The sequence below is a fragment of the Photobacterium sp. Alg240-V54 genome (genome assembly GCF_900537155.1).
Taxonomy (GTDB): domain Bacteria; phylum Pseudomonadota; class Gammaproteobacteria; order Enterobacterales; family Vibrionaceae; genus Photobacterium.
The window spans coordinates 35859-59901 of the sequence record NZ_UNRL01000008.1 but is presented as its reverse complement, the minus strand read 5'-3'; the positions used below and the strand labels follow the sequence as shown (position 1 = coordinate 59901).

21 protein-coding genes are annotated in these 24043 nt (G+C 42.5%); 15 read left to right on the top strand and 6 right to left on the bottom strand.

Annotated elements, in window-relative coordinates; all coding sequences use genetic code 11:
• Positions 1-192: 192 nt before the first annotated feature.
• From G6R09_RS16255 to G6R09_RS16240, 4 genes are all read left to right on the top strand, one after another.
• Positions 193-615, top strand: a complete 423-nt coding sequence (locus tag G6R09_RS16255) for a thioredoxin family protein (RefSeq protein ID WP_163923553.1) — start codon at positions 193-195, stop codon at positions 613-615.
• A gap of 123 nt (positions 616-738) precedes the next feature.
• A complete protein-coding gene (locus G6R09_RS16250) occupies positions 739-1368 on the top strand; it encodes a response regulator transcription factor (RefSeq protein ID WP_065167918.1) in 630 nt (209 codons plus the stop codon).
• Positions 1369-1581: 213 nt separating this feature from the next.
• Positions 1582-1848, top strand: a complete 267-nt coding sequence (locus G6R09_RS16245) for a DUF4212 domain-containing protein (protein WP_065167919.1) — start codon at positions 1582-1584, stop codon at positions 1846-1848.
• 10 nt (positions 1849-1858) lie between these two features.
• Positions 1859-3562 (top strand): sodium:solute symporter family protein, encoded by a 1704-nt coding sequence (locus G6R09_RS16240; protein ID WP_065167920.1) that lies wholly within the window; start codon positions 1859-1861, stop codon positions 3560-3562.
• 54 nt (positions 3563-3616) lie between these two features.
• On the opposite strand, the gene G6R09_RS16235 is transcribed toward G6R09_RS16240, so the two are convergent.
• Positions 3617-7069 carry a PAS domain-containing hybrid sensor histidine kinase/response regulator gene (locus G6R09_RS16235; RefSeq protein ID WP_163923550.1) on the bottom strand — a complete coding sequence of 1151 codons (3453 nt, stop codon included), beginning with the start codon at positions 7067-7069 and terminating at the stop codon, positions 3617-3619.
• Positions 7070-7300: 231 nt separating this feature from the next.
• The gene (locus G6R09_RS16230) at positions 7301-8473 is read right to left on the bottom strand and encodes a 3-phenylpropionate MFS transporter (RefSeq protein ID WP_163923547.1); all 1173 of its coding nucleotides are present in this window, start codon (positions 8471-8473) and stop codon (positions 7301-7303) included.
• A 361-nt stretch (positions 8474-8834) separates the two neighbouring features.
• Here G6R09_RS16230 and acs point away from each other — a divergent pair, with 361 nt between their 5' ends.
• The 9 genes from acs to fis all read left to right on the top strand — a co-directional run bounded on the left by acs (position 8835) and on the right by fis (position 18027).
• The gene (acs, locus tag G6R09_RS16225) at positions 8835-10784 is read left to right on the top strand and encodes an acetate--CoA ligase (RefSeq protein ID WP_065167923.1); all 1950 of its coding nucleotides are present in this window, start codon (positions 8835-8837) and stop codon (positions 10782-10784) included.
• Positions 10785-11297: 513 nt separating this feature from the next.
• Positions 11298-11750: a type II 3-dehydroquinate dehydratase gene (gene aroQ, locus G6R09_RS16220; RefSeq protein WP_065167924.1), complete on the top strand. Its 453-nt coding sequence runs from the start codon at positions 11298-11300 to the stop codon at positions 11748-11750.
• 26 nt (positions 11751-11776) lie between these two features.
• The gene (gene accB / locus G6R09_RS16215) at positions 11777-12244 is read left to right on the top strand and encodes an acetyl-CoA carboxylase biotin carboxyl carrier protein (RefSeq protein ID WP_065167925.1); all 468 of its coding nucleotides are present in this window, start codon (positions 11777-11779) and stop codon (positions 12242-12244) included.
• A 15-nt stretch (positions 12245-12259) separates the two neighbouring features.
• Positions 12260-13603 carry an acetyl-CoA carboxylase biotin carboxylase subunit gene (gene accC / locus G6R09_RS16210; protein ID WP_060998658.1) on the top strand — a complete coding sequence of 448 codons (1344 nt, stop codon included), beginning with the start codon at positions 12260-12262 and terminating at the stop codon, positions 13601-13603.
• Positions 13604-13795: 192 nt separating this feature from the next.
• Positions 13796-14077: a YhdT family protein gene (locus tag G6R09_RS16205; protein WP_036788894.1), complete on the top strand. Its 282-nt coding sequence runs from the start codon at positions 13796-13798 to the stop codon at positions 14075-14077.
• The gene (gene panF, locus G6R09_RS16200) at positions 14070-15527 is read left to right on the top strand and encodes a sodium/pantothenate symporter (protein WP_065167926.1); all 1458 of its coding nucleotides are present in this window, start codon (positions 14070-14072) and stop codon (positions 15525-15527) included. The genes G6R09_RS16205 and panF overlap by 8 nt, the downstream gene beginning before the upstream one ends.
• Positions 15528-15680: 153 nt before the next feature.
• Complete coding sequence (gene prmA, locus G6R09_RS16195; protein ID WP_065167927.1) at positions 15681-16565, top strand: 50S ribosomal protein L11 methyltransferase; 885 nt, start codon at positions 15681-15683, stop codon at positions 16563-16565.
• 176 nt (positions 16566-16741) lie between these two features.
• Positions 16742-17707 carry a tRNA dihydrouridine synthase DusB gene (gene dusB / locus G6R09_RS16190; protein WP_060998727.1) on the top strand — a complete coding sequence of 322 codons (966 nt, stop codon included), beginning with the start codon at positions 16742-16744 and terminating at the stop codon, positions 17705-17707.
• 23 nt (positions 17708-17730) lie between these two features.
• The gene (gene fis / locus G6R09_RS16185) at positions 17731-18027 is read left to right on the top strand and encodes a DNA-binding transcriptional regulator Fis (protein ID WP_005372656.1); all 297 of its coding nucleotides are present in this window, start codon (positions 17731-17733) and stop codon (positions 18025-18027) included.
• A 432-nt stretch (positions 18028-18459) separates the two neighbouring features.
• On the opposite strand, the gene G6R09_RS16180 is transcribed toward fis, so the two are convergent.
• Positions 18460-19644 (bottom strand): MalY/PatB family protein, encoded by a 1185-nt coding sequence (locus tag G6R09_RS16180; RefSeq protein WP_163923544.1) that lies wholly within the window; start codon positions 19642-19644, stop codon positions 18460-18462.
• Between the two features lie 76 nt (positions 19645-19720).
• Positions 19721-21310 carry a maltose/glucose-specific PTS transporter subunit IIBC gene (gene malX / locus G6R09_RS16175; protein WP_065167929.1) on the bottom strand — a complete coding sequence of 530 codons (1590 nt, stop codon included), beginning with the start codon at positions 21308-21310 and terminating at the stop codon, positions 19721-19723.
• Between the two features lie 282 nt (positions 21311-21592).
• Here malX and malI point away from each other — a divergent pair, with 282 nt between their 5' ends.
• Positions 21593-22621, top strand: a complete 1029-nt coding sequence (gene malI, locus G6R09_RS16170; RefSeq protein ID WP_163923541.1) for a Mal regulon transcriptional regulator MalI — start codon at positions 21593-21595, stop codon at positions 22619-22621.
• A 68-nt stretch (positions 22622-22689) separates the two neighbouring features.
• Here malI and G6R09_RS16165 read toward each other — a convergent pair whose 3' ends face one another.
• Positions 22690-22971 (bottom strand): pyrimidine/purine nucleoside phosphorylase, encoded by a 282-nt coding sequence (locus G6R09_RS16165; RefSeq protein WP_036788928.1) that lies wholly within the window; start codon positions 22969-22971, stop codon positions 22690-22692.
• A gap of 182 nt (positions 22972-23153) precedes the next feature.
• Here G6R09_RS16165 and G6R09_RS16160 point away from each other — a divergent pair, with 182 nt between their 5' ends.
• Complete coding sequence (locus G6R09_RS16160) at positions 23154-23354, top strand: hypothetical protein (RefSeq protein WP_065167931.1); 201 nt, start codon at positions 23154-23156, stop codon at positions 23352-23354.
• On the opposite strand, the gene zntR is transcribed toward G6R09_RS16160, so the two are convergent.
• Positions 23351-23821, bottom strand: a complete 471-nt coding sequence (zntR, locus tag G6R09_RS16155; protein WP_065167932.1) for a Zn(2+)-responsive transcriptional regulator — start codon at positions 23819-23821, stop codon at positions 23351-23353. The two genes, G6R09_RS16160 and zntR, sit on opposite strands and share 4 nt — an antisense overlap.
• Between the last annotated feature and the right edge of the window lie 222 nt (positions 23822-24043).

Sequence of the window (24043 nt, the reverse complement as noted above, 5' to 3'; positions counted from 1 at the left end):
CTGCTTTCGAGCAGCTTTTTTTTTGATTGTGATAAATCATTGCTAAGCTAAATATAGTCTTATTTCTAAATCTGCTCTCAGCACACTTAACGACAGCAAGGATAGCAAGTCATGAACACCATAAACAAAAAAACATCCTTTCTCATTATACTAATAGTACTTACAATGATAGTGAGTGGTTACTTTTTGTTTATGAAAAAAACACCAGCAGCACTTACATTTACCCCAGTTAATTCAATTTCAGAATTACAACATGCCCTTAGTATCGCTGCGAAACAGCAACGCCCAGTGATACTTGATGTTTATGCGGCTTGGTGTACTCCCTGTGTTGCCCTCTCGCAACAAACCTTTCCAGCAAGTAAAGTTATTCTTCAACTCAATAACTTTACCCGCTTAAAAGCCGATGTAACGGCTAACTCTGCTGCTGATATTGCATTAATGCAATATCTTAACGTTATCGGTTTTCCAAGCTTATTATTTTGGGATCCTCAAGGCCACCCTTTGCCACAAGCAAGGATAAGTGGTTTTATCAATGCCGATAATTTTAGTGACCATTTACAACAACCACTGTTCTCTATTGCACCACCATCAGCCTCACAAACTAACGCCAAATAACGTATACAATTACATAACCACAATGACAACCGCGATCAAGATCCAATCTCTGCAGTGACTAAATTGCACCTTAGTTAGTGAAATGTTAACGTCAAAAAATCAATCACGACAATAGGCATCACCATGGACGTTCACTACACCATTGTTATCGCCGATGATCATCCGCTGTTTCGCAATGCTCTGTTTCAATCGATTCATATGGCTATCAGCGGCGCAAATCTCCTTGAAGCAGATTCGCAAGATTCATTATTTGCTTTGCTTGATAAAAGTGGTGATATCGACTTATTACTCCTTGATCTCAAAATGCCCGGCTCCAATGGTATGTCAGGGCTGATTCAATTGCGGCAGCAGTATCCAGAGTTAGCCATTGTCGTCATTTCAGCCAGCGAAGAAGACGCTGTAGTTCAACAAGTTTATAGCCATGGCGCATTTGGATTTATTCCCAAATCCAGTGATATGCACGTTTTATTAGGCGCATTAAAACAAATCCTTAATGGCGAACCTTATTTTCCTACCACCCTCAGTCACAATCCACATCATCAACAATTAGCCACCAAAATCGCAGCATTAACACCGCAACAATATAAAGTGTTAACCATGTTGACCGAAGGCTTACTCAATAAACAAATTGCTTATGAACTCAATGTTTCTGAAGCAACAATCAAAGCACATATGACCGCTATTTTTCGAAAATTAGAAGTTAAAAACCGCACTCAAGCAGTCATATTATTACAGCAGTTAGAAATTAATTAATCCGCAACACTCCCTTAGACCTTAGCCTACCTCTTGCCTACGCCATAGCTGATATAACTCGATATAGATCTCAAAAACGCCTCATTAATAGGCGTTTTTGCGTTACTGCGCTCGACTAAAGTTGCACAGCTGATTAATGCCATTATTGCTATCTTTTGCGTGTAACATTTAATTAACAACCTCGCGTTGTATCGTATTCAATAGGAGATAACAATGGCATTTGAATCAAAGGAACAGGCTCAAGCCTACTGGAGAAAAAATCTTAGCATCATGGGATCATTACTCGCTATCTGGTTTTTAGTCTCATATGGCGCCGGCATTTTATTTGTTGATGCGCTCAATACCATTCAGTTTGGTAGTTTCAAATTAGGCTTTTGGTTCTCGCAACAAGGATCAATCTTTACCTTTGTCGCACTGATTTTTGTGTATGTCATACGCATGAATGCGCTTGATCGTAAATTCAATGTTCAAGAAGACTAAAGGAGAGATCATGGAAATTCAAAGCTGGACTTTTCTGTTAGTCGGGATGACATTCACACTTTATATCGGTATTGCAATTTGGGCTCGTGCTGGTTCCACCAGTGAATTTTATGTCGCTGGCGGTGGTGTTCACCCTGTCGCTAATGGCATGGCAACAGCAGCTGATTGGATGTCGGCTGCCTCATTTATTTCAATGGCCGGTATTATTTCATTTATCGGCTACGATGGTGGGGTTTACCTCATGGGATGGACCGGTGGCTATGTACTACTTGCGCTGTGTTTAGCCCCTTACCTTAGAAAATTTGGTAAATTTACCGTTCCCGATTTTATTGGCGATCGTTACTACTCTAAAACAGCCCGTATGGTAGCGGTATTTTGCGCTATCTTTGTATCATTCACCTACGTTGCAGGACAAATGCGTGGCGTAGGCGTAGTGTTTGCTCGCTTTTTAGAAGTTGATATTAATATGGGCATTATTATCGGTATGGGAATTGTATTCTTTTATGCCGTATTAGGCGGTATGAAGGGCATCACTTACACTCAGGTAGCCCAATATTGCGTATTGATTTTTGCCTTTATGGTACCAGCTATTTTTACCTCCATCATGATGACAGGTTCACCGATTCCACAGCTGGGTTTTGGTTCAACCCTAAACGGCTCTGAAACTTACTTACTTGAAAAACTAGATGGACTCACCACAGAGCTCGGCTTTACGCCCTACACTGACGGCTCAAAAAGCATGATTGATGTGTTCTTTATTTGTGCCGCTTTAATGGTGGGAACCGCAGGGTTACCTCACGTTATTATTCGCTTTTTCACCGTACCAAAAGTAAAAGATGCCCGTATTTCTGCTGGGTGGGCATTACTTTTTATCGCCATTTTATACACTACCGCCCCCGCTGTTGCCGCCTTTGCGCGCATTAATTTAATCGATACCATTAATGGCCCCGATCTCAAGGGTGTCAGTGCTGAACAAGCACCAAGTTGGATCACTAATTGGCAGAAAACAGGCTTAGTTGCTTGGGAAGATAAAAACAACGATGGCAAAATGTTTTACTCTGGCGATGAGCGCAATGAAATGACCATCAACCGCGATATTATCGTGCTGGCTAGCCCTGAATTAGCCAAACTGCCCAATTGGGTTGTGGCATTACTTGCTGCAGGAGGATTAGCAGCGGCGCTATCAACGGCAGCAGGATTATTATTAGTTATCTCGACCTCGATCTCGCATGATTTATTGAAAAAAGGCTTTCGGCCGAACATGACTGAAAAACAAGAGCTACTGGCCGCGAGAGCTGGTGCCGCAGTTGCAATCATTGGCGCTGGATATCTTGGTATTAATCCTCCGGGGTTTGTAGCTGAAGTGGTCGCTTTTTCGTTTGGTTTAGCAGCAAGCTCATTTTTTCCTGCCATTATTTTAGGTATTTTCTATCGTGGTATGAATAAAGCAGGCGCAATATCGGGCATGATCGCAGGTATCACCTTTACCGCCAGCTATATTATTTACTTTAAATTTATTAACCCCGCGGCCAATATTAGTGACAACTGGCTATTTGGTATTAGCCCAGAAGGCATTGGTACGCTAGGCATGTGCTTAAATTTTGTGGTGTCATTAGTCGTCAATAAATTTACTGCCGCTGTTCCACAAGATGTACAAGATATGGTGGAGTCGATTCGCTACCCACAAGGGGCAGGAGAAGCACACCAGCATTAAACCAAATGGGCATAGTAACCACCAATGACGCTCAATCAGAGCGTCATATTTCCATTACTTTATTTTGGTTAAACAGTGATTTAATATTGCGCGCAATTTAAGTGGTTTAACCGGCTTTGCTAAAAAACTAAATCCATGTTGGCGCATCAGTAGCTGATGTTCAGTTAACCTATCAGCACTGATCACTACCCCTTTAAAATGCGCCCCTAATTGGCTTCGACACCACAATAAAATATCTAACCCCGTTTGTTGCTTAGCAAGATGATAGTCACTTAATATCGCATCTGGCTGCCAGCCATCCACCAATTGTTGTAGGGCTTGCGGTTTATTTTCAGCAATCCGTACTTCACAATGCCATTGCTCTAATAAAGTCGTCATTGCGACTAAAATATGCGCTTCATTATCAATACAAAGCACTTTTAATCCCGCTAATGAAACTCCACTCGTGTTTGATAATGGCGAGGTTTTTAACGCCAACATCGAAGGCGAACAACGTCCAACCGCTAATGAAAATACGGTGCCGTGTTGAGGCCATGATCGCAATCCTAACGGATGATCTAAAACCCGTGAGATCCCACGTGCAATTGCTAATCCTAAGCCTAATCCATGATCGGCTCCGGTTTGATCCATACGGGTAAATTCATCAAAAATATCCGCTTGTTTCTCAACGGGAATACCTGGCCCGTTATCCCAAACTTCGATTAACAGTCGATCCCCACGACGTCGTATCCCCAATAACACCCGCCCTTTGGGGTTATAGCGAAAAGCATTGGTTAAAAAGTTTTGTAATGCCCGCCGTAGTAACTTGCTATCTGAAAGGATCACCGCATCACTCATTACCACTTTAAAATCAATTTGCTGCTGCACAGCCAATACGCCAAATTCAGCCTGTAAAACGCTTAAAACATCACTTACTCGTAACGGCACGATATGTGCTGCCAACTTTCCAGCTTCTAAACGTGAGACATCAAGTAAGTCGCCAATAAGATCCTCGGCGGCACTTAATGCACTGGTTATATGGGACGCTAAACGCGCGCTTTGCTGGTCTTCACTGACTTCTACTAATGATGATGAGAATAACCTTGCTGCATTAAGCGGTTGCATTAAATCGTGGCTCACTGCCGCTAAAAATCGGCTTTTAGAACGCGCTTGTGATTCAGCTTGTTGCGTTGCGACGACCAATTGCTGATTAAGGTGCTCTAATTGTTGAGTCCGTTTTTTAACTCGTGCTTCTAGGTTTTCATTAGACTCTTTTAGAGCCGCTTCTGCTTGGCGAAAAACGGTAATATTACTAAAGCTCATCACAAACCCACCGCCAGGCATGGGGTTACCTTGAACCTCAATCACCTGACCATCAGCACGCACTCGTGATGAAGTATGAGGAGTTCTTTGCTGTAGATGTTGTATCCGTTTGGCCACATGCTGCTCAGGATCGCCCTCGCCGCACAATCCTTGCTGAGCGTTATAACGAATCACTTCAGCAATAGGGCGTCCAACTTGAATTAATCCTGCTGGAAAGGTAAATAATTCTAAATAACGTTGATTCCACGCCACCAGCCGCAATTGTTTATCAACCACTGCAATACCTTGGCTAATATGCTCAATTGCTCCTTGTAATAAACCGCGACTAAAATCAAACATCTCTGACGCTTCATCAACAATCGTCGCGACATCTTCTAATTGCATGTGTCGTCCTTGCAATGCAGAAGTGAGTACTAACCTTGCTGAAGAACTACCAAATACACCCGCCAATACGCGCTCAGTATGTAAAATCATCGCCGGAGATGCTTGCTGATGTGGTATTAACTGACATTGTTGCTGAATCGAAAACTGTAAAAAAGCCTGTCGCACTCGCTGCTGACCAACAAATTTTGCCGCTAACATTTCTAATTCAACGACCGTTACCCGGGTTTGGTATAACTGTTCATTTTCTGCTGTAACTAAAGGAATACCAACAAAAGTGGCAGCTTGCATGCGTTCGGTCAATGAAGAGCGGGTTGCGAGTGACACGCCGATATATAAGCTTAAGTTAACCAATAAACTTAATAACATCCCCCAGTCAGCGCGGTTTAATTGTTCTAAAAATGCATATTGTGGTGGGGTTAATATTTCAAAGATCACCTTGCTTATTACACTGCCAGTTAAAATATCAGCTTGGTTAAACATCACCAATAACCACACCGTGATGCCACCAAATAAGCCACAATAAACTCCTTTTTTATTACCACTGTGCCAATATAGCCCACCTAATAAAGCAGGAGAAAACTGCGCGATGGCAGCAAAAGATAACAGCCCAATCCCAGATAGCGATTCGACATTAGCGACAACAATATAAACCCCCCAAGCTGCGACCAACAACCCACCAATTAACACTCGCCGAATTGTCAGTAACAGCCCAGAGAAGGCATCAAAATGTCTATTAGCCACTTTTAAACGTCGCAGCAATAATGGCAATACCACATCGTTAGAAATCATACTGGCCAGTGCTACCGTTGACACAATAACCATTGCCATTGCTGCCGATGTGCCACCAATAAAAGCCAAGAGTGCTAATGGAGCAATACCTTGTTGTAATGGTAAATTAATCACATAACTTTCAGCAGGAAATCCCTCGAGCCATTGCTGTCCCGCAACAGCTAACGGCACCACAAGGCAGGCCATAAACAATAAATATAACGGAAATACCCATCGCGCTCGATGTAAGTCACTGGGGTGATTATTCTCAACCACAATTGTATGAAATTGACGTGGCAAACATAAAATAGCAGCCATTGTCAGGAGCAGGTGGATACTAAAGCTACCGCCATTGAACGGCTTAGATGCAAGTGCTTGCAAACCTGAAGCTGCCTGCTGTGGCTGTTCTTTTAGTAACATTAACGCAAAAAAACCGATCACTAAAAAAGCCACCAGCTTAACCACTGATTCAAAAGCAATCGCCATCATCATACCGCGGTGATGCTCGGTTGAATCAATATGACGCGTACCACAAAAGATCGTAAAAATGGCTAATCCACATGCTACCATCAAGGCAATATTGATCGAGCTAAGCCCAAACTGATGATGTAATTCAGGAGCAATATACTCCACCCCAATGGTTATTCCGCGAAGTTGCAATGCAATATAAGGCAGCACACCTACGACTGCGATTAAGGTGACACACACCGCCAATCCTGATGATTTACCATAACGAGCAGCAATAAAATCGGCGATTGAAGTAATGTGTTCACGTTTGGCAATCACGATTAATCGTGCCCATATTCGCCACCCAAAAGTAAACATAATTATCGGGGCTAAATAGATTGGTAAAAACGACCAAATATTAGCACTGGCCTGGCCGACAGTGCCGTAAAATGTCCACGAACTACAATAAACGGCAATTGATAAGCTATAAATCCATGATCTTTTTGACGCTAACCATTGTGGTTTTTTATCGCCATACCATGCAATCGCCACTAAAACTCCGATATAAACCACTAATGCAGTGATTACTAGCCAGCCCTGTGTCATCAACCATCCTTGTGATAAAGCCCTGTCTCACTGTAACGGAGTTATTCACTTTGGCTCAATCGATGCTGATCACAAATATCAGGGTAATGTTAATGTTATCGTTATTAATAGTGCTGTTATTGAGACAATAGCTCTACAGGCTTGCATCACGATAAAAAAAAGCGCCACCATCAATCGATGACTCGACAATAGAAGCGCTTTTCATGATTACGATTGTGGTTTATTTCAGCCTCAATTTACCTGTGGTGTTAATGACTGAGGTTGCTTATGTGGTGAGGGGAGTCGAATAAAGAAAACCGGGATTGCCATTGCAGCCATCACCCAAAATACATTTGCGCTCCAATCTCCGTAAATCCAACCACTAATAGAGGTCAAAATTGCCATCACCGCCCCTAATGGAATCGCATTATATAACGACTGCAATGCAACCATGTGGTTTGAAGGTGAACGCTCAATGTAACGAATAGCGGCTAAATGGGCTGCAGCAAAAGTCACACTGTGTAATGACTGTACCGCAAACATTGCCCACTGATCGGTAATTGTGGCAGTTAAGCCCCAGCGTACCAATACTCCAACGGCTGCAAATCGGAACATATTGTTAATCGACCAATTGGCAAATAAGCGCTTACTTATAAGGAACATCCCTACTTCTGCAGCAACACTGAAACTCCATAAATAACCAATCACTGATTCATCAAAGCCGATTTTTTGCCAATAAATCGAACTGAAACCATAATAAGCCGCATGACTGCCCTGCAACAACGCAGTAATCAACATCAATTTAACCACTGAGCTATCACGCAAAATATGCATTAACGCAGGACGGGTCTGTTGATGACTATTAACATCAATAGGCATAACAACAGGGTTACGTGCCGCCATTATTTGTGCAAAGCCTAAACCCGCTAGCGCAACCCATGGAATAATATCTGCCCCGTAACGCTGGGCACATAAACCCACCACGGTAGAACCTGCAATAAAAGCAATCGAACCCCATAAACGAGTGCGACCATAATCTAAGTGGCCTTCTTTGGCATAATGATTCGTTATCGCATCTGAAATCGGTACTATCGGCCCAGCAGATAGGTTAAATAACACTGTGACTGCGGCTAGAGCCCAAAGATTACCACCACAGACAATATAAATAATACATGCCACCAGCCCCAGTAAGGTAAAACCACGCAGTGCAGGAATGAGATGTTCAACTTTATGGATTCGAGGCGTGATCACCAAATTGGCAATACAACGCACTGCGAAACCTAACCCTAATAACAAGCCGATATCAGAGTCATCAACCCCTATATGTTTAAACCAAATCGCCCAAAAGGGTAAATACACCCCGTAAGAAAAGAAAAATCCCAATAGATATTGGGATGTCCAGCTATAAGGCTTACTTTTAAACATAATCGATCTCAAAAATGTGGTAGATGAAAAACTAAGCTATTATGCCGTAAATCAACCACCCGTTCGTAATGAATAGGTCATTTTTACTCGTAAAGAATCTACCTTTGCAATCTAATTGCGACCATTGTCACACTTCTTTTTAGAGAGTAAGTACGCGGTATAATTAAGACAGTGCACAAAACAAAATGTAACATTGATGCAACATTAACAATGCACCACTCTGCGCCTCAATCTCATCCTAAAGTCTAATTGTTGTCAGCCATATAATCGTTCACTTTAATGACTAATGCTGCCTAAGCCATTGTTTGTTAAATATTACAAACATCAGCCCTACAAAGGGAACAACTCAAGGAGAACAGGGATGAGTGAGGTTCATATTTATCCGGTCGATAGTACCATTGCCAGTAATGCCCATATTAATGATGACCAATATCGCGAAATGTACCAACAATCAACCATAAATCCTCAAGGTTTCTGGCGTCAACATGGGCAAATTCTTGATTGGATCACCCCTTATACCAAGGTTAAAAACACCTCATTTGATAGCGGACATGTCAGTATTAAGTGGTTTGAAGATGGTGAACTCAATGTCTCAGCAAATTGTATCGACCGCCACCTTGCGGATCGTGGCGATCAAGCGGCGATCATTTGGGAGGGAGATGATCCCACTGATGATGCAACCTTAACCTATAACGATCTTTATCAACAAGTGTGTCAATTTGCTAATGCACTTAAAAGCCAAGGAGTACGTAAAGGAGACGTGGTATGTCTTTACATGCCAATGGTCGCAGAAGCTGCAATAGCAATGCTGGCATGTACTCGCATCGGCGCGGTACATACAATTGTGTTTGGTGGCTTCTCCCCAGAAGCCCTTGCTGGACGAATTATTGATTCCAATGCAAAAGTCGTGATCACAGCAGATGAAGGGGTGCGTGGTGGCCGTGCTGTCCCTTTAAAGCAAAATGTTGATGATGCGTTAGCTAATCCACTGGTGACTAGTATTGAAAAAGTCGTGGTATTTCAGCGTACAGGTGGCAATGTTGAATGGCATAGTGAACGTGATGTGTGGTGGCATCAATTAACCGCAGTCGCTTCTAACCATTGTGCGCCAGAGCCAATGAATGCAGAAGATCCACTATTTATTCTCTACACCTCCGGCTCAACTGGTAAACCTAAAGGCGTATTACATACCACCGGCGGTTATCTAGTTTATGCCGCGATGACTTTTAAATATGTGTTTGATTATCAACCGGGTGATATCTATTGGTGTACTGCTGATGTCGGCTGGATCACAGGTCACAGCTATTTAGTCTACGGCCCATTAGCTAATGGCGCGACCACAGTACTCTTTGAAGGTGTGCCTAACTATCCATCAACCAGTCGCATGAGTGAAGTGGTCGATAAACATCAAGTTAATATCCTTTATACTGCGCCAACCGCTATTCGCGCCTTAATGGCTAAAGGCGAAGAAGCCATTGCTGGTACCAACCGTTCATCATTACGGATCATGGGCTCTGTTGGTGAACCAATTAACCCTGAAGCATGGCAATGGTACCACCGCACGATTGGTGATAGTCGCTGTCCAATTGTTGATACCTGGTGGCAAACAGAAACCGGCGGTATTTTAATTACGCCACTACCAGGTGCAACAGCACTTAAACCAGGTTCTGCAACGCGACCGTTTTTTGGTGTTCAACCAGCATTAGTTGATAATGTGGGTAATATTTTAGACGGTGCGACAGACGGTAACTTAGTCATGACAGATTCATGGCCTGGGCAAATGCGTACCCTTTGGGGCGATCACGAACGTTTTGAACAAACCTACTTCTCGACCTTTAAAGGCATGTACTTTACTGGTGACGGTGCACGTCGTGATGAAGATGGATACTACTGGATCACAGGTCGAGTCGATGACGTATTAAATATTTCAGGTCACCGTATGGGAACAGCCGAAATTGAATCGGCACTGGTGGCATTTGATAAAATAGCAGAAGCAGCAATTGTTGGTGTACCCCATGCGATTAAAGGCCAAGCGATTTATGCTTATATCACCCTAAATGATGGTGAGTACCCTAGCGCCGAGTTACATAAACAGGTCAAAGATTGGGTACGTAAAGAAATAGGGCCGATTGCCACCCCAGATTTTCTTCACTGGACGAATGCATTACCTAAAACCCGTTCAGGCAAAATTATGCGGCGTATTTTGCGTAAAATTGCCACCGGTGATACTGAATCTCTTGGTGATACTTCAACACTAGCCGATCCAAGTGTGGTTGAGAAACTGATTGCAGAAAAACAGCAATTACTTTAACTCTCACTCATAACTAAAAAATTCATTAACCGAACCTCAAAAGACCACTGTAGTGGTCTTTTTTTATCCAATTATTAATGATAATTTAGAACTAATTCAGCTTAGGATAAGCTACTTAACACTAAAATGTCGCGTTAACCTGTTTAATCTTGAACATATTTATTGAAATAACATTATTAAATACGCCTTTAAAACATCTTTTTTAAGCGCAATTATCACTGTTTAGTAATAACCGACAAAAAACTATATTTATTACTAAATTCTTGCACTTAGTTACGTTACATTGACGTAAGATGAACGTATTCACATCTACTAACATTCTTACAACAGCTTACAGCTGTTCGCACAAAATGTGGTGATTAGACCAGTATTTTGCTGCGATTTGCGTTGAATTCTCTATAATTGGTTCACAATTAATGTTTGGTAGTAAAAAAACGGACACATGGAAGTCAACTTGTAGATAACCACAAGTTGTGCGAGTTTACCCTCATAAACAAGTGATGAGACGTCAAGATGCCGACCGTTAAACGAATTTTACTAATTAATGGACCTAACCTAAATTTACTGGGTCTGCGTGAGCCTGATCATTATGGCCAGCAAACACTTACGCAACTGGTTCAAAAATTAACGACGACAGCCGTCGATTTAGGCGTGGTATTAGAACATATTCAATCAAATGCGGAGCATGAGTTAATTGATGCGATTCACCAAGCCCATGCTAAGGTGGATTTCATTATAATAAACCCTGCAGCCTTCACTCACACGAGTGTTGCTATTCGCGATGCCTTACTCGGTGTTGCCATTCCGTTTATTGAAGTACATTTATCTAACGTTCACGCACGTGAACCTTTTCGTCACCACTCTTACTTATCAGATAAAGCGGTAGGAGTGATTTGTGGTCTTGGCCCTGACGGTTATGAATTCGCCCTACAGGCAGCGGTTAATCGCCTGCATGCAGATAGCTAACTGAACAATATATAAAGAGAAAAATAATGGACATTCGTAAAATTAAGAAGCTAATTGAACTGGTAGAAGAGTCTGGTATTGCAGAGCTAGAAATTTCAGAAGGTGAAGAGTCAGTTCGAATCAGTCGTAATGTACCCGCAACAGCGATGCCACAACAATATGCTGCAGCTCCTATGGTTGCACCTGTTCAAGCAGCGGCACCTGTTGTAGCAACAGAAGCTACATCATTCCAAGCACCGGAAGCACCTGTTGTTGCAGCTGGTCATCAAGTTCTTTCACCAATGGTAGGTACTTTCTACCGTGCGCCAAGCCCTGAAGCAAAGAACTTTGCTGAAGTCGGTCAATCAGTCAACATTGGCGACACTCTATGTATCGTTGAAGCAATGAAGATGATGAACCAGATTCAAGCAGACAAAGCAGGTAAGATCGTAGCGATTCTTGCAGTTGATGGCGACGCAATTGAATTCGACCAACCGCTTGTAATCATCGAGTAATCGAGGCTCCTGGCTATGTTAGATAAATTAGTAATTGCGAACCGAGGTGAAATTGCACTTCGAATTCTTCGCGCATGTAAAGAATTAGGCATTAAAACGGTTGCTGTTCACTCAACAGCAGACCGCGATCTTAAACACGTATTATTGGCTGATGAATCAGTTTGTATTGGTCCCGCGCGCGGTATCGATAGCTACCTTAATATTCCTCGTATCATCAGTGCAGCAGAGATCACTGGCGCTGTAGCGATTCACCCTGGCTACGGTTTCCTATCTGAAAATGCTGACTTTGCTGAGCAAGTAGAGCGTTCAGGCTTTATTTTTGTAGGCCCTAAAGCTGAAACAATTCGTCTAATGGGCGATAAAGTTTCTGCAATCAGTGCGATGAAAAAAGCTGGTGTTCCTTGTGTTCCTGGCTCTGATGGCCCACTTGATGACGATGAAGCAAAAAATAAATCTTTTGCTAAGCGTATCGGTTACCCAGTTATCATTAAAGCCTCTGGTGGCGGCGGTGGTCGTGGTATGCGTGTTGTTCGCTCTGAAAAAGAGCTAACAGAAGCGATTGCGATGACTCGAGCAGAAGCTAAATCTTGCTTTGACAATGACATGGTTTACATGGAGAAATACCTTGAAAACCCACGTCACATCGAAGTACAAGTACTTGCTGATGGTCAAGGTGGTGCAATTCATTTAGGTGAGCGTGATTGTTCAATGCAACGTCGCCACCAAAAAGTAGTAGAAGAAGCGCCAGCACCTGGTATTACTGAAGAAATGCGTAAGTACATCGGTGAGCGTTGTACACGTGCATGTTTAGAAATTAATTACCGTGGTGCGGGTACGTTTGAATTCCTTTATGAAAACGGTGAATTCTACTTCATTGAAATGAACACCCGTATTCAGGTTGAGCACCCAGTAACAGAAATGGTTACTGGCGTTGATTTGATCAAAGAGCAATTACGTATTGCTGCAGGCCAACCATTATCATTTAGCCAAAAAGATATTCAAATTCGTGGCCACGCGGTTGAATGTCGTATTAATGCTGAAGATCCTGAGCGCTTCCTTCCGTGTCCAGGCACGATCACCCGTTTCCACTCACCAGGTGGTATGGGTATTCGCTGGGAATCGCATATCTACACAGGCTATACGGTACCGCCTTACTATGATTCAATGATTGGTAAGTTGATTGCTTACGGTGAAAACCGTGATGTTGCCATCTCACGTATGCGTAATGCCCTAAGTGAAATGATCATTGATGGTATTAAAACCAATATTCCGCTTCAGCAGCAAATTATGGCTGATGAAAACTTCCAAAAAGGTGGCGCTAACATTCACTACCTTGAAAAGAAGCTTGGTTTACAGTAATAGCGTTATCTAACGTTAAAAAGGCTGCCTGAAGGTGGCCTTTTTTATTGTTAGCGCCAACAGATCTTATCTGGGTACGAGACATGGCATAAACCCCTATCTTTTGCCACAATAGCGCTCTTTTTTAACCGCTATCAGTGATGTTCTCACGTTTCTGATAAGCCTCTGACCAATAACAACTGGAGAAACCGCATGAAAACGCTTTCTGCCCGCTACCGCCAAGCGCATAAAGAAGCGCGCTGGGCGATAGGACTCGCGTTAGCTTATTTTCTTTGGTGGTATGTTTCTGCCTATGGGTTTGCCCCCGCTATTAATGACCTCAGTATGCCAACCCTCTATTTTGGTTTCCCATTATGGTTTTTGCTGTCATGCATTATTGGCCCAATTGTTTTTACAATACTTTGCGCCCTTATGGTCAAATTTATTTACCACGATCTCCCTCTTGAAATAACAGACGATAAACCACATGAATAGCCAACTTATCATTCCTTTGGTGCTCTATTTAGCCGCCGTTTTTGGCGTCGCACTCTATACTCGCCGTTTTCAGGGTAAAGGTAATTTCTTAACTGAATACCTTGTCGGTGGTCGTAGTATGGGTGGCTTTGTGCTTGCCATGACCCTTGCTGCGACTTATGCCAGTGCCAGCACCTTTATTGGTGGTCCTGGTGCTGCTTATAAGATGGGATTGGGCTGGGTATTGCTCGCCATGATTCAACTGCCTGCAGCATGGCTAACATTAGGTGTGCTCGGCAAAAAGTTTGCGATTGAATCTCGGCGTCATAATGCATTAACCCTCAATGATATTTTATATGCTCGCTACCAACACAAAGGCGTGGTGATCTTTGCTTCTTTATCACTACTATTAGCCTTCTTTGGCACTATGGTGGTGCAATTTGTTGGCGGCGCACGGTTACTGCAAACCGTCACAGGTCTGTCTTATACTCATGGGCTGATGTTGTTTGCGATCACAGTCGGACTGTATACCACTATTGGTGGTTTTCGTGCCGTCGTGATGACCGATACCATTCAGGGGATCATGATGATCATCGGTACGATCGCTCTACTCGTTGGGATCGTACATACCGGCGGCAGTATTGGTGCACTGGTGACCAAACTGCATGATATTGATCCGGCTTTGGTTTCACCTTATGGCCCCAACCACTTTTTAAGCCAACCGTTTATGCTCAGCTTTTGGATTCTGGTCTGTTTTGGCGTCATTGGTTTACCCCATGCTGCGGTACGCTGTATGTCATATAAAGACAGCCGTTCATTGCATAAAGGCATGGTCATTAGCACCATAATGGTGGCGCTATTGATGTTCGGAATGCATTTAGCAGGTGCATTAGGCCGCGCTATCGTGCCTGATATCGCCAGCCCAGACCAAATCATGCCAACTTTGATGGTAACGGTATTACCACCAGCCATTGCCGGAATCTTCTTAGCCGGCCCAATGGCTGCCATCATGTCGACCATTGATTCCCAGTTAATTCAAGCATCTGCAACCTTACTCAAAGATTTATATATCAATTATATTAATCCTAAAATCGCTGAAGGTGATGCAGCTGAAACCAAGTTGCCTAAGCTATCACTATGGGTTACCGGTATTTTTTCAGCACTAGTGTTTGTTGCGGCAATGAACCCACCAAATATGATTATTTGGCTTAATTTATTAGCCTTTGGTAGCTTACAAGCAGTATTCCTATGGCCATTAGTATTAGGGTTATATTGGGAAAAAGCCTCAGCAACAGGCGCATTTGCTTCGATGATTGTTGGCCTAACCACCTATTTAGGATTGTCATTAGGTAAACCTGATATGGGCGGTATGCACGCGATAGTACCGACATTAGTCATTGGTTTAATTGCGTTTATTATTGGTAGTTATGTGCGCCCTAACCAGCCAAAAATCACTGCAGCTAACGAATAGTGAGTTGTTGATTTCACCAATACAACTAAGAGCGTGTCTAGCGATACGCTCTTTTTTTATCTATTGTTTAGCATCTGCTAATGGGGATTGGTGAAATTTCATGCTAAACTGCGCCCCCTATGTTCAAGTAGTCACAAAATAAGCGAATAAACCATGCCTTGGATTCAAATTAAACTGAACGCTACTGCAGAGAACGCAGAAGCAATTGGCGACATGCTAATGGAAGAGACTGGTGCTCTATCCGCCACTTTCCTTGACGCACAAGACACGCCAGTTTTCGAGCCTATGCCAGGTGAAACCCGTTTATGGGGTGATACTGACGTTATTGGTTTGTATGATGCTGAAGCCGACATGGATTTCGTGCTGAACATGCTTAAAAACAGCCCACTAATTGCTGATGATTTTGCTTATAAAATCGAGCAATTAGAAGATAAAGACTGGGAACGTGAGTGGATGGATAACTTCCACCCAATGCGTTTTGGTCGCCGTTTATGGATTTGCCCAAGCTGGCGTGAAGCACCAGAACCTGATGCCGTTAATGTATTGCTGGACCCAGGTTTGGCATTTGGTACTGGTACGCACCCAACCACATCACTGTGTCTTGAGTGGCTAGACGGTCAAGATCTTAACGGTAAAACAATTATCGATTTTGGATGTGGTTCAGGTATTTTAGCCATTGCTGCACTTAAATTAGGCGCAGCAAAAGTAATTGGTATTGATATCGATCCACAGGCTATTTTAGCATCTCGCGATAATGCTGAGCGCAATGGCGTTTCAGATAATCTCGAGCTATATCTACCCCAAGATCAACCACAAGGCATTCAAGCTGACGTAGTTGTTGCTAACATTTTAGCCGGTCCACTGCGTGAATTATCACCAGTGATTAAGAGTCTGGTAAAAAATGGTGGCGACTTAGCAATCTCTGGTGTACTTGAAAGCCAAGCAGAAGATGTTGCAACTTACTACAGCGATGAAATCACATTAGATCCAGTAATGGCACGCGAAGAGTGGTGTCGTATCTCGGGTCATAAAGCATAATATTTACGGTAATTGGTTGCTGCTGTTGATTATTTTTAATTAATTTAATAGGTCAATTGATTGAAAATCATGCTGTTTTGACAAACAAAATCATCATGCTCAATTATTGGCCTTTTCAGCGGCGTAAAAAATGCGTAAAATGCGCGCCCTTACTGGCACAGTCAGGTAGAGACATTTTGCATATCGGTCCATATCAACTTAAAAACCAACTGATAGTCGCGCCAATGGCGGGTGTGACCGATCGGCCATTTCGTGAATTATGCCTTCGCTACGGCGCAGGCATGGCTGTTAGCGAGATGATGTCGTCAAATCCAGATCTCTGGAAGACGTCTAAATCGCTCAATCGCATGGTTCACGAAGGTGAATCTGGGATTCGTTCGGTTCAGATAGCAGGTGCTGATCCAAAATTGATGGCCGAAGCGGCGCAATTCAGTGTTGAAAACGGTGCGCAAATCATCGATATCAACATGGGATGCCCAGCTAAGAAAGTAAATAAACGATTAGCCGGTTCTGCGCTATTGCAGTATCCCAATCTGATCGAAGAGATTCTTCGTACAGTAGTGGACGCAGTAGATGTGCCTGTTACGCTTAAAACCCGTACAGGCTGGGATCTGGACAACAGGAATTGTGTCAACATAGCCAAACTCGCCGAACAATGTGGCATACAGGCCCTCGCCCTTCATGGACGTACCAAGGCTTGCATGTACAAAGGTGAAGCGGAATATGACTACATTAGAGCGGTGAAACAAGCCATCTCAATCCCAGTTATCGCTAACGGTGATATCGATAGCCCGGAGAAAGCACGCTTTGTATTGGATTACACCGGTGCCGACGCTCTAATGATTGGCCGACCTGCACAAGGAAAGCCGTGGATTTTTAGAGAAATCCACCATTACTTAACAACCGGTGAACACCTCGCTGCACCGTCAATTGACGAAATCAGTGAAATTATGTTGGGACATGTTAAGGCACTTCACCAATTTTATGGTGATTACCTAGGATTACGCATTGCACGTAAACACGTGTCTTGGTATTTGAAAGAACATGCACCAGCTGGTGATTTCCGCCGGACCTTCAACGCACTCGAGGATGCTCAACAGCAAATCGATGCGCTGCAAGGCTACTTCGAAAACGTTGCATAAATACTAGAAGAGCTTACAGAATTATGTTCGAACAAAATCTGACTTCCGAAGCGTTAACAGTAACAACTGTAACTTCACAAGACCAAATCACACAGAAACCATTACGTGATTCAGTGAAGGCATCCCTTAAAAACTACCTTGCTCAATTAAATGGTCAGGAAGTCGACGATCTGTACGAGCTTGTGCTTGCAGAAGTTGAACAACCACTACTAGACACTATCATGCAGTACACTCGCGGTAACCAAACTCGCGCTGCAACCATGATGGGTATCAACCGTGGTACGCTACGTAAGAAACTAAAGAAATACGGCATGAACTAGACCATATTGGTTTAATGATTGTAAAAAAGCCCATTTCATCATCGCGATGAAATGGGCTTTTTTCTTTATTGCTAAATGATGATTTCAATCACCATCACAGTTCAATACTAAAGCATATGTTTACGGCTTGAAGTACATCAGAAAAATTAACGTTCTGATTTATTTAAAAACGTATACTTAAAATGTTTATGTATATGACCGCATTCGTTACAGATCTTTACTCGTTTAATCAATAAACGTTGGTAAAATTTTCGATGTATTCGTTCTATATCATAAGATTGACAGTTATCGCACTTAGGCATGTGGCAAGCTCTCTACTGAGTTAACAATGCACTAATCATACTCAAGTAACGATAACAACCATATAACAAGATACTAAAAAGGAATATTTGACACGCAATCTTAATAGATAGCATTAATTCCGCTATTTATTTACTTATTACTATCGATTAATTGATGCAATGCCGCTATCAATGCCGCAATACCAATCTCAACCTTACTGCGTGGACAGCCTACATTTAAACGCACATAGCCAGCGCCCTCAACACCATATGTGTCTCCACGCATGATGGCGACGCGATGATCATTAATCAATAATTGCTGTAATGCATCCATATCAATCTGCAGTGGATTTAAATCAATCCAAGCTAAATAGGTTCCTTGCGGCACTTGATAATTCAGCTCCGGAAAAGCCTGATTTAATTGCTTAGCCACATACTCCAAATTGCCATACAGATAATCCTTAAGACTCATCAGCCACGCTTCACCGTCATTATAAGCTGCAATATGACCGATTACGCCGAGAATAGAAGGTGATGACAGCCCATGAGCGGCTTTAAGTTGGGTTAAATACCCTTGTTGGGTACTTTGATTAGCAATCACTGCATACGCGCCTGTCAACGCGGGAATATTAAAAGATTTAGACGCAGAAGAAACTAAAGCCCACTGTTGATCAACGGCAACTTGTGACCATGGAATATAATCACTAAAGGCAATATCCATATGAATATCATCAGAAATCACCTTCACGCTATATTGGTGACAAATCTGCGCCATACGTGCTAATTCATCATGCGTCCATACCCGTCCAGTTGGGTTTTGAGGGCTGCATAATAACAACACCTTACATTCAGATCGCGCCGCTTGTGCCTCAAACTGTGGCCAATCAATCTCATAACTACCAGTTTTGGTTTTCAATAATGGACTGGTTAACAACTGGCGCTGATTAGCACTGAGCATATTGGCAAACGCATCATAAGCTGGTGTATGAACCAATACCCCATCACCTACTTCAGTCCATAACTGCACCAGCTGAGAAATGATATAAATCACAGACGGTCCGTAAACAATGCTATTAGGATCAATATTGCTGTGATAACGACGTAAGAACCAACCACTGATAGCATCTTTAAAATCTGCATGATTCCAACGGCTATAGCCAAACACCGGATGATCTAACCGTGTTGATAGTGCTTGTTGAATACAAGGAGCTACCGCAAAGTCCATATCTGAAATCGTAAACGGTAATAAATCATCACAGCCGAACCGATCTGCAACATAATCCCATTGAGTACAATAAGTACCATAACGGTTAACAGGCGTAGAAAAATCAAACATAACAACCTCGAAAACAACCTAGTCAAAACAATATAAACATCAAAAAAAAGCGGAGCCGTAAGCTCCGCCCATTTTATTATGCGCTAGCGGGTAGTAACCCTTGAATTTCGTTTTTCACCATATGAACTTGAGGCCCAATCACCACTTGCAGATTATGATCATCAAGTTTAACCACCCCTAAAGCACCATTGGCCTTTAACACCGCATCATTAACTAAACTCATATCATTAACTGACAAACGTAAACGGGTAATACAGTTATCAAGTGACACTAAATTATCCGCGCCACCTAATGCAGCTAAAATAATATCACCTTTATAACCCGTCGTTTTTTCACCTGTAACTGCAAATGCAAGTGCATCTTTAGTTTCAACCTCACGGCCAGGGGTTTTAAGATTAAAACGAGTGATTGCAAACCGGAACACGCTGTAATAAACCACAAACCAAATCGCAGCGACTAGTGGTACTAAATACCATTTTGTTGCCGTACCTTGCAGTACACCAAAAATTAAGAAGTCGATAATGTTGCCGTCAGTATTACCAATCGTCACGCCCAATAAACCCATAACCATAAAGCCAAGGCCGGTTAAAATGGCATGCACAACATATAGCGCTGGTGCAACAAACAAGAACAAGAACTCTAACGGCTCGGTAATGCCACCGATAATACAAGCGATTACACCTGATAATAATAACGCTTTCACTTTGCCACGATTTTCAACACGTGCACAATGGTACATCGCTAGCGCTGCGCCTGGTAAACCACCTAAGAACACTGGCATTTTACCTTGAGATAAAAAGGCAGTTGCAGAGCCAGAGAAGCCTTGAGATGTTGGGCAAGCCAACTCAGAATAGAAAATATTCAGTGCGCCACTGACTGTTTTTCCACACACTTCTAACGAACCACCAGCCTCAGTAAAACGCACCAAAGCAACTAAAACGTGATGTAAGCCAAACGGTAATAATAAGCGCTCGCCAGTACCAAATAAGAATGGACCAAACGGGCCAGCATGAGAAATCAAGTTACCAATTCCAGCAATACCCATCGCAAAATAAGGCCATACTAACGGTACGATCAAACCAACCACACCCAAAACTAAGGTTGAAATAATCGGTACAAAACGCGCCCCACCAAAGAAAGCTAACGCATCTGGCATCTTATAGGTATAAAAACGCGCATGCAGTTTAGCAACAATAATACCCACAATTACCGCGCCCAAAATACCCGTATCAATCGATTCGACCCCAAGGATTGACTTAACCCCATAAGCCTTCTCTTCGGTTGGGTTACCAATCACTCCAGCAACGGTTAAATAGAAATTGATCGAGAGGTTTAACGCAGAGTAACCAACAAAACCTGCAAACGCCGCCACCCCTTTTTCTTCACGTGCTAATCCTAATGGAATCGCAACAGCAAACATTATTGGTAGATAAATGAAGGCAACTAAACCAATTTTAGTCATCCACATAAACAGCAATTGCAAAAGGGTGTTATCTAAAAATGGCATGCTTTCTTTTACTGCGGCACTCGATAATGAACTACCGATCCCCAATAAAATACCTGAGAACGCCAACAATGCGACCGGCAGCATAAAGGTTTTTCCTAAACTTTGGAAAAATTCCCATAGGGTCGTCTTAGGTGCGGATTTTGGTGCAGATTTAGCCATAATGAGTCACTCACTAACGAGACATTCAACATCGATAATAAAGAGGTAAATCGTTTTAGCTCTTTATTGAAAAAAAACGTCGACAAAGATGAGCTCAAGACTTCTGCCAACGCTTTTGATAAATTACGCAGCAAATGATAAAACGTTTTACCTAACTTTATCGCTAGCAAGATCACGGAAATATAGTGTGCTAGCACCCATTTCCAAATTTGTGATGCTGTTAGAATAATTGCAATCAGCATAACGTTTTAAATGCAACTCAATGAATAGGATCCATCTTCTATGGCGAATAAGACACCCAAAATAAAAATAACTGATGTCGCAGCCTATGCTGATGTATCTGTCTCTACTGTCTCGTTAGTGCTCAGTAACAAAGGGCGTATATCCTCCGCAACCATTGATAAAGTAAACCAAGCTGTTACTGCGCTAGGTTATGTTCGTAATACTGCCGCGGCCAATTTACGCACTTCCCACTCCAACTTAATAGGCTTGATATTAACAGATATTACCGATCCCTTTTATACTGAAATTACCGCTGGTATCAGCGAACAGCTAGAACAACAAGGGTATTTATTATTTTTAGCGCAATCTAATCGCACCCCACACAAATTAATTCAATGTGTGCAATCAATGATTCAACAAGGTGTTGCTGGTATTGCCTTTAGTCCTGTAAGAGAAGCCACTGCAACAGTGATAGCAATGGCACAGCAAGCAGGGATACCTGCGGTTTGTTTAGCACGAGCGACGGTGAATAATGAGGTGGATTATATCGGTCCAGATAACCACCAAGCGGCGGTAGTGGCGAGTAAATATCTGATTGAACAAGGCCATCGCCACATTGCCTATGTCGGTGGCTCCGGTGAATCTTTAACTCGTGCAGAACGGCTTGGCGGCTTTGGTAGCACCCTAATGCAATACGGATTACCGTTTAAAAATGAATGGATAGTAGAAGGTGATAATAACCAAATCCATGCTGCTGCCACGGTACAACAACTGTTGACCCAACACCCAAAAATAACTGCGATTCTGTGCCACAACCCAACCATTGCACTTGGAGCGATATACGGTGTTAAGCGCAGCGGAAAAGGTGTGGGTAAAGATAATTATATTGATCAACAAGTGGCGATTATTAGCTTTGATGATATAGCCGAAGCCACATTGAGCCAACCGTCACTGACCGTTGTCAGCTCACCAATCAGAGAAATCGGCCAACAAGCAGGTCAACGGTTACTTGCACGCATGAAAAGCGATGATGGTGTAACTCAACGTTTGATACTTGCGCCACAGCTTATTTGTCGCGACTCAGCATAAACGCAACCCATAAAAAAAGCTTCGTTAATAACGAAGCTTTTTTTACAACCAAATCTGCTCGAAGTAACTTATAGGTAGTCACATAAGTAAGCTGTAGTCTTGGTCACTTTGACGTGGAATGCACTATCACCAGGGACTTCAAAGTCATCACCTGCACCATAGGTTTCCCAATCAACATGACCCGGTAATTTCACGGTAAGTTCGCCTTTCACTACCGTCATACGCTCAGGGGCAGCCGTCGAAAAAGTATATTCACCCGCAACCATTACACCAACACTGGCATGATCGCCTGCAGATTCAAAGCCAACTGATTTTACTTGGCCATCAAAATATTCATTCACTTTTAACATTGAATTTCCTTATCGCTAAACGGGTAAAGCAAATTTTCGAAGCCCTGAAACTATCACAAATTTAAATGAACCCCTAACGAAAAATACTCGTCAACAATATGACGAACTAACCTGATTTTGACTTGGTTCAGCACTAAAAAACGCTACACTAGCAATCATTATTATTTGTGGAGCCATTTACATTGAAAAAAATCACTATCGCCGCCATGGTTTTTAGCATCGTTGCCGTTGTTGGATGTTCAACTCAAAACAAACAAGACATGAAACAAGGTTTAACTGAAGTTGGTCATGCAACACGTGACGCAACCAAAGCAACCGGTCATTTCTTTCGTGATACCACTAAAGATGTGATTGAAAATGTAAAACAAGCCACCAGTGATTAATGATCACAATGGCATTGTCCTGAACTACACGGCTCTGGTGTTACTGCTGGGTTAGCCATATCATCACTGTCATTTAATGCCCCCAAAATCGAGCAATGGCTAGCATCATCATTACGATGACCACAACAGGCGTCATTGATCTTTTTTAATGCATCTCGAATCCGTTGTAGTTCAGCGATTTTACTATCAACTTCATTTAATTTAGCTTGAGTGATTGCTTTTACTTCAGCGCAACTGTGCTGACTGGCTTCAAGTCGAATATCAAGCAATTCACAAATTTCACCTAAACTTAACCCTATCGCTTTTGCACGTAAGATAAATTTAACCCGAGATAAATTACCTTCGCTATAGAGCCGATAACCACTGTCACTGCGACCTGCAGGTTCAATCAAACCATTCTTTTCATAAAAACGTAATGTATCACTACTGACATTACATAATTTTGCTAACTGCCCAATTAAATACATTTTTACGTCCTTTCACTTGCTCGATATATCAGTGATCACCATCAAATAGCAAACGTTTGCGCAATGTAGATATTCATGTAGAATAGGCACCAGATTGATATATATCGTTCACTAATTCTTAGCTTTGCTCGATTTTAGCCGAGGATATTTCCCAACGCCAATCTAATCCAACTGAGATTGGCGTTGGAAAATATCCTATTCACTGTGTATTAGAGAGATGGT

Coding starts and splice junctions, on each gene's coding strand:
- G6R09_RS16255 (WP_163923553.1), top strand. CDS start 193: ATGAAAAAAACACCAGCAGCACTTACATTTACCCCAGTTAATTCAATT.
- G6R09_RS16250 (WP_065167918.1), top strand. CDS start 739: ATGGACGTTCACTACACCATTGTTATCGCCGATGATCATCCGCTGTTT.
- G6R09_RS16245 (WP_065167919.1), top strand. CDS start 1,582: ATGGCATTTGAATCAAAGGAACAGGCTCAAGCCTACTGGAGAAAAAAT.
- G6R09_RS16240 (WP_065167920.1), top strand. CDS start 1,859: ATGGAAATTCAAAGCTGGACTTTTCTGTTAGTCGGGATGACATTCACA.
- G6R09_RS16235 (WP_163923550.1), bottom strand. CDS start 7,069: ATGACACAGGGCTGGCTAGTAATCACTGCATTAGTGGTTTATATCGGA.
- G6R09_RS16230 (WP_163923547.1), bottom strand. CDS start 8,473: ATGTTTAAAAGTAAGCCTTATAGCTGGACATCCCAATATCTATTGGGA.
- acs (WP_065167923.1), top strand. CDS start 8,835: ATGAGTGAGGTTCATATTTATCCGGTCGATAGTACCATTGCCAGTAAT.
- aroQ (WP_065167924.1), top strand. CDS start 11,298: ATGCCGACCGTTAAACGAATTTTACTAATTAATGGACCTAACCTAAAT.
- accB (WP_065167925.1), top strand. CDS start 11,777: ATGGACATTCGTAAAATTAAGAAGCTAATTGAACTGGTAGAAGAGTCT.
- accC (WP_060998658.1), top strand. CDS start 12,260: ATGTTAGATAAATTAGTAATTGCGAACCGAGGTGAAATTGCACTTCGA.
- G6R09_RS16205 (WP_036788894.1), top strand. CDS start 13,796: ATGAAAACGCTTTCTGCCCGCTACCGCCAAGCGCATAAAGAAGCGCGC.
- panF (WP_065167926.1), top strand. CDS start 14,070: ATGAATAGCCAACTTATCATTCCTTTGGTGCTCTATTTAGCCGCCGTT.
- prmA (WP_065167927.1), top strand. CDS start 15,681: ATGCCTTGGATTCAAATTAAACTGAACGCTACTGCAGAGAACGCAGAA.
- fis (WP_005372656.1), top strand. CDS start 17,731: ATGTTCGAACAAAATCTGACTTCCGAAGCGTTAACAGTAACAACTGTA.
- G6R09_RS16180 (WP_163923544.1), bottom strand. CDS start 19,644: ATGTTTGATTTTTCTACGCCTGTTAACCGTTATGGTACTTATTGTACT.
- malX (WP_065167929.1), bottom strand. CDS start 21,310: ATGGCTAAATCTGCACCAAAATCCGCACCTAAGACGACCCTATGGGAA.
- malI (WP_163923541.1), top strand. CDS start 21,593: ATGGCGAATAAGACACCCAAAATAAAAATAACTGATGTCGCAGCCTAT.
- G6R09_RS16165 (WP_036788928.1), bottom strand. CDS start 22,971: ATGTTAAAAGTGAATGAATATTTTGATGGCCAAGTAAAATCAGTTGGC.
- zntR (WP_065167932.1), bottom strand. CDS start 23,821: ATGTATTTAATTGGGCAGTTAGCAAAATTATGTAATGTCAGTAGTGAT.